Source organism: Microbacterium sp. F2E (assembly GCF_020905435.1).
In the GTDB taxonomy this organism is placed as follows: domain Bacteria; phylum Actinomycetota; class Actinomycetes; order Actinomycetales; family Microbacteriaceae; genus Microbacterium; species Microbacterium lacticum.
The window spans coordinates 1-13,029 of record NZ_JAJJIB010000004.1 but is presented as its reverse complement, the minus strand read 5'-3'; the positions used below and the strand labels follow the sequence as shown (position 1 = coordinate 13,029).

General features: G+C 70.2%; 14 protein-coding genes. 9 read left to right on the top strand and 5 right to left on the bottom strand.

All coding sequences use genetic code 11. The features are described from left to right. Window positions 1-152: 152 nt before the first annotated feature. Entirely contained in the window at window positions 153-1,538 is a 1,386-nt protein-coding gene (locus LOK55_RS04510) for a TrwC relaxase (RefSeq protein ID WP_229934431.1), read from the bottom strand. 384 nt (window positions 1,539-1,922) lie between these two features. Further along, on the bottom strand, window positions 1,923-2,813 hold the full coding sequence (locus tag LOK55_RS04505) for a LysR family transcriptional regulator (RefSeq protein ID WP_196323277.1): 891 nt from the start codon (window positions 2,811-2,813) through the stop codon (window positions 1,923-1,925). Between the two features lie 93 nt (window positions 2,814-2,906). Here LOK55_RS04505 and LOK55_RS04500 point away from each other — a divergent pair, with 93 nt between their 5' ends. Genes LOK55_RS04500 through LOK55_RS04485 form a run of 4 tightly spaced genes read left to right on the top strand, consistent with a single transcriptional unit; the run spans window position 2,907 to window position 6,444 of the window. Further along, window positions 2,907-3,902 carry a DMT family transporter gene (locus tag LOK55_RS04500; protein WP_196323276.1) on the top strand — a complete coding sequence of 332 codons (996 nt, stop codon included), beginning with the start codon at window positions 2,907-2,909 and terminating at the stop codon, window positions 3,900-3,902. 1 nt (window position 3,903) lies between these two features. After that, entirely contained in the window at window positions 3,904-4,164 is a 261-nt protein-coding gene (locus LOK55_RS04495) for an acyl carrier protein (RefSeq protein WP_196323275.1), read from the top strand. Next, the gene (locus LOK55_RS04490) at window positions 4,154-5,359 is read left to right on the top strand and encodes a pyridoxal phosphate-dependent aminotransferase family protein (RefSeq protein WP_229934430.1); all 1,206 of its coding nucleotides are present in this window, start codon (window positions 4,154-4,156) and stop codon (window positions 5,357-5,359) included. Before LOK55_RS04495 ends, LOK55_RS04490 begins: the two co-directional genes overlap by 11 nt. Continuing rightward, the gene (locus LOK55_RS04485; RefSeq protein ID WP_288782986.1) at window positions 5,359-6,444 is read left to right on the top strand and encodes a beta-ketoacyl-ACP synthase III; all 1,086 of its coding nucleotides are present in this window, start codon (window positions 5,359-5,361) and stop codon (window positions 6,442-6,444) included. Before LOK55_RS04490 ends, LOK55_RS04485 begins: the two co-directional genes overlap by 1 nt. Here LOK55_RS04485 and LOK55_RS04480 read toward each other — a convergent pair. After that, window positions 6,351-6,752 (bottom strand): hypothetical protein, encoded by a 402-nt coding sequence (locus LOK55_RS04480; protein ID WP_196323272.1) that lies wholly within the window; start codon window positions 6,750-6,752, stop codon window positions 6,351-6,353. The two genes, LOK55_RS04485 and LOK55_RS04480, sit on opposite strands and share 94 nt — an antisense overlap. Before the next feature lie 9 nt (window positions 6,753-6,761). Here LOK55_RS04480 and LOK55_RS04475 point away from each other — a divergent pair, with 9 nt between their 5' ends. The 5 genes from LOK55_RS04475 to dapF all read left to right on the top strand — a co-directional run bounded on the left by LOK55_RS04475 (window position 6,762) and on the right by dapF (window position 11,223). Beyond that, window positions 6,762-7,190, top strand: coding sequence for a hypothetical protein (locus LOK55_RS04475; protein ID WP_229934428.1), 429 nt, complete (start codon window positions 6,762-6,764; stop codon window positions 7,188-7,190). 74 nt (window positions 7,191-7,264) lie between these two features. Continuing rightward, the gene (miaB, locus tag LOK55_RS04470) at window positions 7,265-8,830 is read left to right on the top strand and encodes a tRNA (N6-isopentenyl adenosine(37)-C2)-methylthiotransferase MiaB (RefSeq protein ID WP_229934427.1); all 1,566 of its coding nucleotides are present in this window, start codon (window positions 7,265-7,267) and stop codon (window positions 8,828-8,830) included. Window positions 8,831-8,867: 37 nt separating this feature from the next. After that, entirely contained in the window at window positions 8,868-9,812 is a 945-nt protein-coding gene (gene miaA / locus LOK55_RS04465) for a tRNA (adenosine(37)-N6)-dimethylallyltransferase MiaA (RefSeq protein WP_229934426.1), read from the top strand. Next, window positions 9,809-10,300, top strand: coding sequence for a GNAT family N-acetyltransferase (locus tag LOK55_RS04460; RefSeq protein ID WP_229934425.1), 492 nt, complete (start codon window positions 9,809-9,811; stop codon window positions 10,298-10,300). The genes miaA and LOK55_RS04460 overlap by 4 nt, the downstream gene beginning before the upstream one ends. Window positions 10,301-10,335: 35 nt before the next feature. Continuing rightward, on the top strand, window positions 10,336-11,223 hold the full coding sequence (gene dapF / locus LOK55_RS04455) for a diaminopimelate epimerase (protein ID WP_229934424.1): 888 nt from the start codon (window positions 10,336-10,338) through the stop codon (window positions 11,221-11,223). 32 nt (window positions 11,224-11,255) lie between these two features. Here dapF and LOK55_RS04450 read toward each other — a convergent pair whose 3' ends face one another. Both LOK55_RS04450 and LOK55_RS04445 read right to left on the bottom strand, forming a co-directional pair. Further along, window positions 11,256-12,233 (bottom strand): Dyp-type peroxidase, encoded by a 978-nt coding sequence (locus LOK55_RS04450; protein WP_141379899.1) that lies wholly within the window; start codon window positions 12,231-12,233, stop codon window positions 11,256-11,258. Between the two features lie 4 nt (window positions 12,234-12,237). Continuing rightward, the gene (locus tag LOK55_RS04445; protein WP_141379900.1) at window positions 12,238-12,885 is read right to left on the bottom strand and encodes a class I SAM-dependent methyltransferase; all 648 of its coding nucleotides are present in this window, start codon (window positions 12,883-12,885) and stop codon (window positions 12,238-12,240) included. Window positions 12,886-13,029: the final 144 nt, after the last annotated feature.

Sequence of the window (13,029 nt, the reverse complement as noted above, 5' to 3'; positions counted from 1 at the left end):
GTTGACGAAGCGGGCCTTGCGCGTCGCGGTTCCCGAGTCCCAACCCGAGTCCGTGAAACGTTCTGCCTGGTAGCGGGGTGTTCGCATTTCGTCGTCTCCCTCCGTGTGCCACGTCGACCAGGTGCGCGTGACGTTTCAGCCGAACGGGATCGTCACAGGCTCCGCGACGCGCCGGCCTGTGGCGGCTGCCGGTGCGGCGTCGGGTGAGTTGCGGGGTCGGCGAGGAACTGTGCGCGGCGCAGCGCGGCGTAGGCGGCCCGGTATTCGGAGGCCTGCTGCGCTTTGGTGATGTCCTTCGGATTCCCCAACGGCGCGGCACTAGCGATGCCGTATCGGCTCCGGTAGAGTGCCACGGTCGCGACCTGTTCGAGCCATTTGCCCCGGGCGCGCTGATCGGTCGGCGACTGGAGCTTGCTCGTCCACGCCGCCGAGGAGCGCAGCTCATGCTGCGCGCTTCGCCGTGCGGCGGTCTCGATGAGGGCGCGCCGTGCGTCGAGCGCCGTGTGCACATCGTCCGGTGCCGGGGCATCGGGGATGGGGATGAGCCCGGCGACGCGACGGGGCCGCTTGCCGCGTCCTGCGGCGAGGTTCATCGTTGCTGAGTCCAGTGCTGTGGCGAGGCGTGCTGCCGGGTCGGCTTGCTCTTCGCCGGGACTGATCGTCGGTGCGAGGGTAGTCAGGGTGGCGTTCACGTCGTGGCCCGCGGCCTCATGCCGGGCGAGGGCGCCTTCGAGGTGTTCGTAGTAGGGGCTGGTGAACACGTCGTCAGTGACTCCCTCGGGGAACGGCGCGACATCGAGCAGCACGGCCCACCGTTCGGCGTGGGCTTCGCGGGCCAGGAGGTCGAACTCGTCCAGCAGGGTCGCGAGGGACGCATGCCTGTCGACTTCGCGGGCAAGAGCCTCGGTGGCAGACAGGTCAGCGTCGCTACGCGCCAGCACCCGCGAAAGGTGTCCGGTGACGGTCTTCTCCTCCGGCCGGTCAAGGTGCGGCTCGACCTCATGCGGATCGGGCTGGATCACGTACGCCTCGTTGCGCACCCGCCCGCGCGTCATCGCGACGTAGAACAGCTCCCGGGATGCCTTCTCCGGGTCGATCAGCGCGTGCGCCGTGTCCACGGTGGAACCCTGCGCCCGATGCGCGGTCGCCGCGTACCCCAGCTCGACCTCGTCGGCGACATACCCGGCGGGCAGTACGAGCGCTTTCCCGTGGGGCACGTCGCCCTTGCCGACGCGGCGGACGGCCAGCGAGCCATCGTCGTAGCGGAGGGCGACCTGCCACCTGTCTCCGTTCTTCACCCACGACCGCCCTGTCGACAGGGCGCGGTCGTTGCGGCGGGTGACGACGAGATCCCCGATGCCTGCCGTTGTCCCGTCGTGAAGGAGCACCCCTACGGGTTCGACGCGACCGGCGTCGATGAGGTCGGCGCGAGCGCGCTGGTTCAGTTCCGCGACGGCTTCACTGTTCCCGGCGATCATCAGCGTGGACAGGCCTGCCGCGCGGTCTACCTGCCACGCGGCGTACAGGGCATCGAGCATCTGGTCGAGCCCGCCACTGTGCAGCCGCTGCTGAAGCGGATGGACGCCCACTGGCGGCTCGCGCAGCCGAGGAAGACCTCACCCGCGTCGAGGCACAGCTCGCCGCGATGCAGGACAAGGCCGAGCCTGAGCCGACTGCCACCGAGCGGGCGTCGCTGACCGTGGAAGTCGTGAACGCCCACAGGCCCGCACTCGGCATACGTTCACATCCGGATCGGCATCCGGCTGCATTCGAGCCCAAGGCTCAGCCCGCTCCATCCGGACACGGGAGCAACCGGAATCTCAGCTCGTAAGAATGACGGGTTCACGTCGTGGGCGCGCAGGGACTGGCGCTGTTCCACCGAGGCTTTCGGCAGGGCAAGACCTCGATCGACGTCGCCGGGTTCAGTCCTCGCTGAACTGCTCAGGCGGTCGGGGGTCCTTCGCGGATGCCACGAGTTCCTCGACGAGGGGCTTCCATGCGCGCCCGGTGGGGCCGGTCAGCACGAGGTTGCGCTGCACGGCGGGCTCGAGCGGGACGAGGGTGAGTGCGTCGGGCACGAGAGCGCGCCCGAGGCCGGGGATGATGGAGACCCCGACTCCTGCGGCGACGAGCTCCATCACGGTGCCGAGTTCCCGGATGTCGCGGGCCGGCTCGAATGCGGGGTCGGCGGAACGGCAGATGTCGAGGATGCGTGCGCGGCAGCCGGTGTCGGAGACGAGCACGGGGTCATCGAGGAAGTCGAGGATGCCGACGGCGCGTCTGCCGGCGTAGGGGTGGTCGCGGCGCACGACACCTTCGAAGACGTCGCGGGCGACGACGACTGCTCGGCGGTCGACGTCCTGCGGATCGATCAGGATGGCGGCGTCCACGATGCCGTCTTCGAGCCATGCGGGCATCTCGTCGTCCTCGCCCTCGAGGATGCGCACCTCCACGCCGGGGAGTACCCGCCCCCAGTGCTCGACGAGCTGCGGGACCAGGCCCGCGCAGGCGGTGGTCGACGCGGCGACACGGACGGTGCCGGCTGCGCGCCCGAAGTGCACGTCTACGACGAGTCCTACGCGATCGGCGGCAGCGACGCTCGCACGGGCGTGAGGCAGGAGCTTCTCACCGAGCGCGGTGAGCGCCAGGCGGGGCTGGCGGTCGAAGACCTTGCCGCCGATGGTCTTCTCCAGCGACCCGACCGCATAGGAGAGAGCGGCCTGCGTGGTTCCGTTCTCGTCAGCGGCTGCACTGAACCCGCGCGCATCGTGCACGGCCAGGAAGGCGCGCAGCTGAGCGAGGGTGACGTTCACAAGGAAACCTTATAGAGCGATGAGGCGACCGTGTTTCCCCGTGACGGGGCCGATGACGGATCGTGGATACCTCACCACGGGAAAGGACGGAACATGACCGGGAGCGGACGGGCGCTGACGCCGTTGTGGTTCGTGTTGCTCTCGTTCACCTGGGGTTCGAGCTTCCTGTTCATCAAGCTCGCGCTCGACGGCGTCTCACCCGGCACGATCGTGCTGTTCCGCCTCATCCTGGGCGCGCTCACGTTGAACCTCATCGTCTTGCTGACTCGACGGCGTCTGCCGCGGGAGTGGAAGCTCATCGGGCACCTCGCCGTTGTCGCGTTCCTGTTGTGCGTGCTCCCGTTGCTGCTGTTCGCATGGGCCGGCCAGTACATCCCCTCCGGGCTCTCGGCGATCTACAACGCCACCACACCGCTGATGACCCTGGTCATCAGCCTGGCCGTGATCCCGAACGAACGCCTCACGCCGTTCCGCACCTTCGGAGTCCTGCTCGGCGCGGTCGGCATCCTCATCGTCCTCGGCCCATGGCAGCTGTTCGAGGACGCCAGCGCGCTGCACGGCACCGGCTGGGCGCAGCTGGCATGCCTGCTCGGCACGGCCAGCTACGGTCTGGCGTTCGCGTGGATGCGCCGGTTCGTGACCGGCAAGCACAACTACGACGCGCCCACGATCGCCGCGACCCAGGTCGGTTTGGCTGCGCTGATGATGCTCGTCCCCGCGCCGTTCCTGCTCGCTCAGCCACTGCACCTGGACACCACCATCGTCGTGTCGCTGCTGATCCTCGGCATCCTCGGTTCCGGGCTCGCATACATCTGGAACACCGCGATCGTGAACGCCTGGGGCGCGACTCCGGCTTCGACCGTCACCTACCTCTCACCTCTGGTAGGCGTCGTCCTCGGCATCCTGATCCTCGCCGAGACCATCACCTGGAACCAGCCCGTCGGCGGCGTGATCACCATCCTCGGCATCCTGATCAGCCAGCAGGTCATCACCCCCGATCTGCTGCGCCGACGTGACAGTGCCTCTCGAACAGCATCAGCCCCGCCGCTGAACCCCGAACCCGCGCAGCCCTTGCGAAAGGACCGTTGACATGACCCCCACCGACCAGCAGAGCCTGACCGCCGCTGTCCTCACCGCCGTGCAGACGGAGGTCGGCAACCAGCCGGTGACGCCGGAGTCGACATTCGGTGAGCTCGACATCGAATCGCTCACCTTCGCGGAGATCCTGATGAGCATCGAGGACCAGTTCGGCGCCTCCCTCGGCCTGGAAGAGGAGTTCGCCCTCGACGCAGGCGCGACCGTGCAACAGCTTGTCGACGCCGTCGCCGCGCGACTCCAGGATGGCAGGTAGCCCGATGGTCGTGCTCACACGCGAGAACACCATCGACGCCACCTACGGGCGGTGGGAAGACGACGGGTCCAGCCCGTTCTTCCCCGTGGTCGAGCGCAACGACGCCTTCCGTGTGGACACCAGCCTCGGCCGAGACCTGATGATGTTCGGCTCCTGCGACTATCTCGGGCTCTCACAGCGCCCCGAGCTGGCCGAGGCATCCATCCAGGCGATCCGCGACTTCGGAACGAACACGTACGGCGCGCAACTGCTGATCGGTCACACCCGCATCCACCACGAGCTCGAAGACCGGCTCTCGACCCTGCACCCGGACTACGTCGGCCTCCTGTTCCCGTCCGGGATGGCGGCGAACCTCGCCGTCATCCCGGCGCTGGTCGGTAAGGAAGACGTCATCCTCGCCGACCGCAAGGACCACGTTTCGATCTTCATGGGCGCCACCCTCTCCGGCGCCGAGGTGTGCACCTTCGCGCACAACGACATGAACAAGCTCGAGGCGCTCCTGCAGCGCACACAGACCAAGCGAAGCCGGTACATCATCGTGGACGGCCTCTACAGCGCCGACGGCGATCATGCGCCGATGCGCGTCATCGCGGAACTCGCCGAACGATACGACGCCCGCATCATCGTCGACGAGGCACACTCCTTCGCGATCGTGGGACCCACCGGCCTGGGCGTCGCCGAGCATGACGACGCACTCGAACGCGTCGACATCATCGTGGGGACGATGAGCAAGGCGCTCGGCTCCACCGGCGGATTCGTCCTCACCCGTCCGGAGATCGAGCGGACACTGCGCTACCTGGCACCCTCCTACACCAGCTCGCGCGGCAACGCGCCCGCTGTGGCCGCAGCCTCCCTGGCGGCGTTCGCCGTGCTCGAACGAGAAGGCGACACGCTGCGCGATCTGCTTGCCCGCAACGTCCAGCACGTCCTGCCGCAGTTGCGCAGCCGTGGGTTCAACATCCTCGACACCGTCAGCCACATCGTCCCGCTCATCGTCGGCGACGAGACCAAGACCGTCGAGGCGGCGGGCGCGCTCATCAAGCGGGGCATCTTCACCGCGACCTTCCTGTACCCGCACGTACCGGCCGGCCTCGGGAGACTGCGCATCGGCCTCTCCGCCGCGCACAGCACCGACGACTGCGCCCAGCTGATAGACGCGCTCGCCGATGTGCGCGACGAGGTCGGGTTCGCGTAGTGGGCCGGGCATCGGTCCTGTGCGGACTCGGAGGCCATGTGCCCCCGCATGTCGTGACCAATCACGACCTCGCCCAGGCGCTCGACACCAGCGACGAATGGATCACCTCACGCACCGGCATCCACCGGCGCCACGTCATCGACACCGAGACGGCCACCAGCGACCTCGCGGTCGAAGCCGCCACACGCGCACTGGCCTCCGCGGGTCACGATGCTGCCGACCTGCTGATCCTGGCCACGGCGACACCGGATCGGGCATGCCCGGCGACCGCCCCCGAGGTCGCGGCCCGGCTCGGTCTCAGCGGCATCCCCGCCTTCGACCTGTCCGCGGTCTGCTCCGGGTTCGTCTACTCCCTGGCGACCGCCGATGCGTTCATCCGCGCCGGACAGGCCGACCGAGTGCTGGTCGTCGCCGCCGAGTCGTTCACGACGCTCATCGACCCGGAGGATCGTTCTACCAGACCCATCTTCGGCGACGGCGCCGGCGCCGTGCTCCTCCGCGCTGGCGACACCGCCGAGCCTGGTGCCATCCTCGGCACCGAACTGCACAGCGACGGAGGGTTGGTGGAGCTCATCGCCAGCGAAGGAGGAGGCTCCCGCGCCCGCGGGGGCGGTGACGACGCCACACCGTACCTGCGGATGCAGGGCAAGGCCACCTACATCCACGCGATCCGCAGCATGGAACAGGTGTCCCGGTCCCTTCTGGATCGGGTCGGATGGCGACCGGGAGACCTGGACGCGGTCGTCGGGCACCAGGCGAACGCGCGCATCCTCGCCTCTCTCGGCGACAAGCTCGGGCTGCCCTCCGACACCGTCGCCGTGAACATCGACCACCTCGGGAACACCTCGGCCGCGTCCATCCCGCTCGCTCTCGTCTACGGCGCCGTGTCCGGCCGCCTCCGCGCTGGTGCCCGCGTGCTCATGCCCGCGTTCGGCGGAGGAGCGACCTGGGGCGCCGTCGCGATCACCTGGCCGGATGTCTCCGTCGTGCCCTACGAGGATGAGGCACTGCTCGCGCTGTCGGCATCGAACCAGCGCACCTCGACGATCGCACCGGGGCGGCCGGACGCGACGCTGAGCACGTAGCGGTCATCCGACCAGAGCACACGCGTGAACGCCAGTAGCCCTTCGGCGGTGGCCGGCGATGCCTCGACCCGCCATCCTGAGCCTTCTGCGTGAAGCACGTGCTCGCGCAGGAAGCGAGCGATGCCGAGCCCGGTCAGCTTCGCGGCGCTCTCCATGCACGACCACAACTCGATCGCGTCGGCCTCAGCGCGGCCCCGCGCGTCGCCCCACACACCCGCGAAGTACCGTTCGATCAGCCCCGGACGGACAGGCCGCTGCCGCTGGACGTCCACGCCGACCGCCCCGTCCGAGACCGCAGCGGCCACCATCGTTCCGGAGTGGCTCAAACTCACCGACAACCCACACGCTGCGCGGCCTTCACCGCGCTCGCGGCCTTCGGCGCCTCGTTCCTGCGCACGGCGGGCGCCTACTCCGCGTTCGCGACGGTGCTCGGCACCATCCTCGGCTTCATCGCCGGCGCCTACATCCCGGTGGGGTCGCTGCCCGGGCCCGTGGCATCCACCATCAACGCGCTCCCGTTCGCGCAGGGAGCGATGCTCCTCCGCCGCCCGTTCACGCACGACACCCTCGACGCCGTCACCGGCGGCAACGCCACCGCCGCCGAGAGCCTCCGCACCTTCTACGGGATCGATCTGTACGTCGGCTCGGCGATGGTGCCGGTCTGGCTCGCCGTCGCGGTGCTCGCCGCGGTCGCCGTCGGCTTCACCGCGCTGTCGGCCGGACGCATCCGCGCGCTCCTGCGCTGAGGGTCCGGCACACGGTCGGAGCACCGGCACGCGGCCAGCTTCGGCGCGCGACCGGCTCGTACAATGGTGCGATCATGACTTCTCCGTCCGCCGCCCCCACACTGATCGCGCCGTCGCCGGCCTCCGTCGCCGCCGACGGCCGCGCGCGCACCTACGAGGTGCGCACCTTCGGCTGCCAGATGAACGTGCACGACTCCGAGCGCCTCTCCGGATCGCTCGAGAGCGCCGGTTACGTGCGTGCCGAGGCGGGCTCCGAAGCCGACGTCATCGTGATCAACACGTGCGCCGTGCGCGACAACGCGGCGGGCAAGCTCTACGGCACGCTCGGGCACCTCAAGAGCCGCAAGGACAAGCACGAGGGCATGCAGATCGCCGTCGGCGGCTGCATGGCGCAGATGGACAAGGATGCCGTGCAGACGAAGGCCCCCTGGGTCGACGTCGTGTTCGGCACCCACAACATGGGGTCGTTGCCGAGCCTGCTCGAGCGCGCGCGTCACAACGGCGATGCCGAGCTCGAGATCCTCGAGGCGCTCGAGGTGTTCCCGTCGACCCTCCCGACCAAGCGCGACTCCGTCTACAGCGGCTGGGTGTCGATCTCGGTCGGCTGCAACAACACCTGCACGTTCTGCATCGTGCCGCACCTGCGCGGCAAGGAGAAGGACCGCCGCCCGGGCGACATCCTGAACGAGATCCGCCTGCTCGCCGACGACGGCGCGATCGAAGTCACCCTGCTCGGCCAGAACGTCAACAGCTACGGCGTCGAGTTCGGCGACCGGCAGGCCTTCGGCAAGCTGCTGCGCGCCGCGGGCGAGATCCCCGGGCTCGAGCGCATCCGCTTCACGAGCCCGCACCCCGCCGCCTTCACCGACGACGTCATCGACGCGATGGCGGAGACCCCCGCCGTCATGCCGCAGCTGCACATGCCTCTGCAGTCGGGCTCCGACCGCGTCCTCAAGGCGATGCGCCGCTCGTACCGCAGCGAACGGTTCCTCGGCATCCTCGATCGTGTGCGCGCCCGCATGCCGCACGCGGCGATCACGACCGACATCATCGTCGGATTCCCCGGCGAGACCGACGAAGACTTCGAAGACACGCTGCGCGTCATCGAGCAGGCCCGCTTCGCGAGCGCTTTCACCTTCCAGTACTCGATCCGCGAGGGCACCCCCGCGGCGACCATGGAGAACCAGATTCCCCAGGCCGTCGTGCAGGAGCGGTACGAGCGGCTCGTCGCCCTGCAGGACCGCATCAGCCTGGAGGAGAACCAGAAGCAGGTCGGCCGCGAGGTGCAGGTGCTGATCTCGGCGGGGGAGGGCAAGAAGGATGCCACGACGCACCGTCTCACCGGCCGCGCCGAGGACGGCCGCCTCGTGCACGTCGAACTGCCCGTGGGCAGCGAGAAGCCGCGCCCCGGCGACGTCGTGACGGTGGCGATCACGCAGGCCGCCCCGTTCTACCTGCTCGCCGACAGCCCCGACGGCGCCCCGCTGCAGATCCGGCGCACCCGCGCCGGTGACGCGTGGGACCGCACGCAGGCGGAGTCGTGCGGCGTGCCCGCTCCGGCCTCGACCGGCGCGTCGGTGACCGCGGACGGGCGCCGCGCCGTCGGCCTCGGCATCCCCACGCTGCGCGTCGGGCCGTGACGACGCCCGTCGCGCGCCGCCGGCGAAGCCCGGCGCGGTGAGCGATCAGGGCACGCCCGAGCGCGCCGACGGTGCGCGTCTGTGGGCGGTGGTCGGCGCGACCGGCACCGGCAAGACCGACCTGTCGCTGCGGCTCGCGCAGACCCTCGCGGCGCGCGGCCGCCCGGCCGAGATCGTCAACGCCGATGCGATGCAGCTGTACCGCGGCATGGATGTCGGGACGGCCAAGCTTCCCGAGGCGGAGCGCCGAGGCATCCCGCACCATCTCTTCGACGCGCTCGACGTGACCGACGAGGCCGCGGTCGCCTGGTATCAGCCGGCCGCCCGGCAGGCGATCGAGGGCGTCTTCGCCCGCGGTGCCGACGCGATCCTCGTGGGCGGGTCGGGACTGTACGTCTCGAGCGTGATCTTCGACTTCCGCTTCCCGCCGCACGACGATGCGGTGCGCGCGCAGCTCGAGGCCGACCTCGAGCAGCACGGCGCAGCGGCGCTGTACGCGCGCCTGCAGAACGCAGACGCCGCCACCGCCGCCCGCGTCGATCCACGCAACGGCCGCCGCATCGTGCGCGCCCTGGAGGTGCTCGCTCAGGGCGCCGCGACGCACGGCGCGGCCCTGCCCGAGAGCCCCCCGCTCTGGCATGCGCCCACGACGATCATCGGCGTCGCGCTCGAGCGGGCCGCGCTCGTAGAGCGGCTCGACCGGCGCGTCGAGGGTATGTGGCGCGGCGGCATGCTCGAGGAGGTCGCCCGGCTGCAACAGGTCGGGCTCGAAGGCTCGCCGACCGCAGGCCGGGCCATCGGCTACGCCCAGGCTCTGGCGCAGCTGCGTGGTGAGCTGACCGAGGCCGAGGCCATCGCGCAGACGCAGGCGCTCACCCGGCGCTACGCCCGCCGTCAGGTGTCGTGGTTCCGCCGCTACGACGGCATCCGGTGGACGGATCCCGCCGCGGATGCCGCGGACCTGGCAGACTCGCCCGAATGAGCATCGAGATCCGCCCCTTCCAGATGGCCGACACCGAGGCGACGGTCTCGCTCTGGCAGGAGACCGGTCTGTCGCGGCCGTGGAACAACCCCTATCAGGACATTCGTCGCAAGCTCACCGTGCAGCCCGAGCTCTTCCTCGTCGCGGTGGACCGCGGCGAGGAACTCGACACGGGCGATGGCGAGGCCGCCGGCGTCGGCGATGGCATCGGTGCTCAGGCTCCCGGCGAGCTCGTCGGCACGGTGATGGCCGGGTACGACAGGCACCGCGGCTGGCTGTACTACCTCGCGAGCGCCCCGGCGCGCCGCGGCGAGGGGATCGGTCGCCGCCTCGTCGAGGCGGCCGAAGAGCGACTGCTCGAGCTCGGCTGCCCGAAGGTGCAGCTCATGGTGCGCCCCGAGAACGGCGGCGTGCACGCGTTCTACGGCGAGCTCGGCTATGAGCCGTTCGACACCTGGACGACCGGAAAGCGCCTGATCGCCGACTGAGCTCCGTCTCTGCTGCGCGCCCTAGACTGAACCGCATGCCGCAGACCGTCGCGTTCACCAAGGGCCAGGGCACCGGCAACGACTTCGTCATTATCCCCGACCCCGACGGTGCGCTCGCCCTGAGCGACGCGCAGGTCGCCGCGCTCTGCGACCGTCGGTTCGGCATCGGCGCCGATGGCACGCTCCGCGTCGTCCGCTCGGCGGCGCTCGTCGAGGGCGCCGCGACGCCCGACGCGGAATGGTTCATGGACTACCGCAACGCCGACGGCTCGGCGGCGGAGATGTGCGGCAACGGCATCCGCGTGTTCGCGAAGTATCTGCTCGAGGCGGGACTCGCGACCCTCGACGATGCGCCGCTGCTCATCGGCACCCGCGCCGGCACCAAGCGCGTCACGCGCAGCGACCTGGGCTTCGAAGTCGATCTCGGCTTGTTCGCGGTCGACGACTCGGAGATCGTCGTGCACGCCCGCGGGCTCGATGTGCCGCGCCCCGGCGTCGGGATCGACGTCGGCAACCCGCATATCGTGATCGCCCTCGGCGACCCCGCCGAGCTCGACGCCCTCGACCTCACCGCGCAGCCGGTCGTCACCCCCGCCCCGCCGCACGGGGCGAACATCGAGTTCGTCGTGCCCGCCGCCGCGCGGCACGCGCAGGGTCCCGGACTCGTCCGCGCCGGTATCGGTGCGATCCGCATGCGGGTGTTCGAGCGCGGTGTCGGCGAGACGCTCTCGTGCGGCACGGGGGTCGCCGCTTCGGCGCTCGCCGTGCGCCATTGGGCGGGAGCCGGCGCCCCGGACGAGTGGTCGGTCGAGGTGCCCGGCGGCACCCTCGGTGTCCGCGTCGTCGCCGAGCGCGACGGCGACCACGTGCTGCTGTCGGGACCGGCCGCGCTCGTCTACTCCGGCGAGGTCGCGCTGGCCTGAGCGGTCAGCGTCCGGGACCGCCCCGGCAGCCGTCAGTCGCCGAGCCCGGCGAGCAGACTCGCCGGCGGCACGAAGAAGACACCGCCGGTGAGGGCGGTCGACGCGTCGAGCAGCCGGTCGTGCTTGCCGGGCGGGTCGCCGATGAACATACGCTCCAGCATCCGTTCGATCACCCACAGCCGCGCAGTGTAGCCGATGAAGTACGTGCCGAACTCGCCGTGCCCGGGAGAGCCGAAGGGCATGTTGTCGCGCAGGATGTCGTGCTCGACGCCCGCGTCGTCGGTGATCGTCGAGAGGGTCTTGTGCGACTTCTGCTCGGATGCCCCGGCGTCGGCCAGCTCGATGTTGTCGAGCTTCGTGCGGCCGATCACCGCCTCCTGCTGCTCGGTGGAGAGCCGGTTCCACGCGGCCAGGCTGTGCACGTACTTCTGCACGACGAGGTAGCTGCCGCCGTGCGCGTTCGGGTCGGCCTCATCCGAGGCATCCACGAGCGTCGCGGCCGGAAGCGCATCGCCGACCGGGTTGGCGGTGCCGTCGACGAAGCCCAGCAGGTCGCGCGCATCGAAGTAGCGGAACCCGATCGTCTCGTCGACGACGGTGACCGCGCCGTGCAGCCGGTCGAGCAGCTGGCGTTCCAGTTCGAAGCACAGGTCGCGCCGGTTCGCGCGGATGTGCACGAGCAGGTCGCCGGGCGTCGAGGGCGCCGTGTGCACCGCGCCGACGACCTCGCGGAACGGGTGCAGCTCCGCCGGGCGGGGTGCGCCGGTGACGACATCCCACACGGCGCTGCCGATGCCGATGGTGCAGGCGAGCGCGGCATCCAGGTCGCGGAAGGCGACGTTCTTGGTGATGTCTTCGAGGTCGGCCAGCACCCCGCGCACCGTCGCAACCGAGTCCGAGCCGGCCGAGACGTCGGTCAGGGCGAGGGTGAGGAGCACCGCCGACGAGGTGAGCGGGGCGTCGACCCGCTGCGGCTCGATCGGCACCCGACGCTGAGCGCTCTGGTCCATGTCGTCACACCTCCACGATGTCGACAGGCGCGGTGCGCACCGCCCCGTGGCGGCGCACCTTGAGCACGCGGAAGCCGCGTGCGGTCGCGGAGCGGGCGACCGAGTAGCCATCGTCGAACGTCGCCGCGATCCACCGCTGCAGCGAGTCGGATCCGAGGTTGCGCTGCACGACGAGCCAGGCGTCGCTGCGCTCCTCAAGCCGCGGCAGCCAGCGCCGCAGCAGGCCGTGCAGCTCGTTCTTGCCGACCCGGATCGGCGGATTCGAGCGGATCGTGCGGAAGCTGACGTCGTCGGGAACATCGTCGGGCAGCACGGCGTTGACGTTGTCGAGGCCCCACGCTTCCGCGTTCCGACGCACGAGGTCGAGGGCGCGCTCATTGACGTCGACGGCCCACACCGTCGCGTGCGGCGACTGCGTCGCCAGGCTGAGCGCGATCGGGCCCCACCCGGAGCCGAGGTCGAGCAGGTGACCGCCCGGGGGCGGGGGAGGCGTGTTCGACAGCAGGACCGCCGTGCCGCCGTCGACGTGGTCGGGGCTGAACACCCCGCCCGCGGTCGTGACCTCGCCGCTGTGGCCCGCGAGGGTCACCGAGATGCGGCGGAGGTGCTCGGCGCTGGACGGGGATGCACTGAAGTAGTGATCACTCGCCATGAGATGCGAGCGTACCGGAGCCGTGGCACGCCGTGGGAGGGTGCGAACGGCTAGTGTCCTCCGCCGTTAATTCGTTGCAATAGTCGTCCGAGGGATTCGAGTATCTGGTCTGCGGTCTTGGTCCAGATGAAGGGCTTCGGGTTC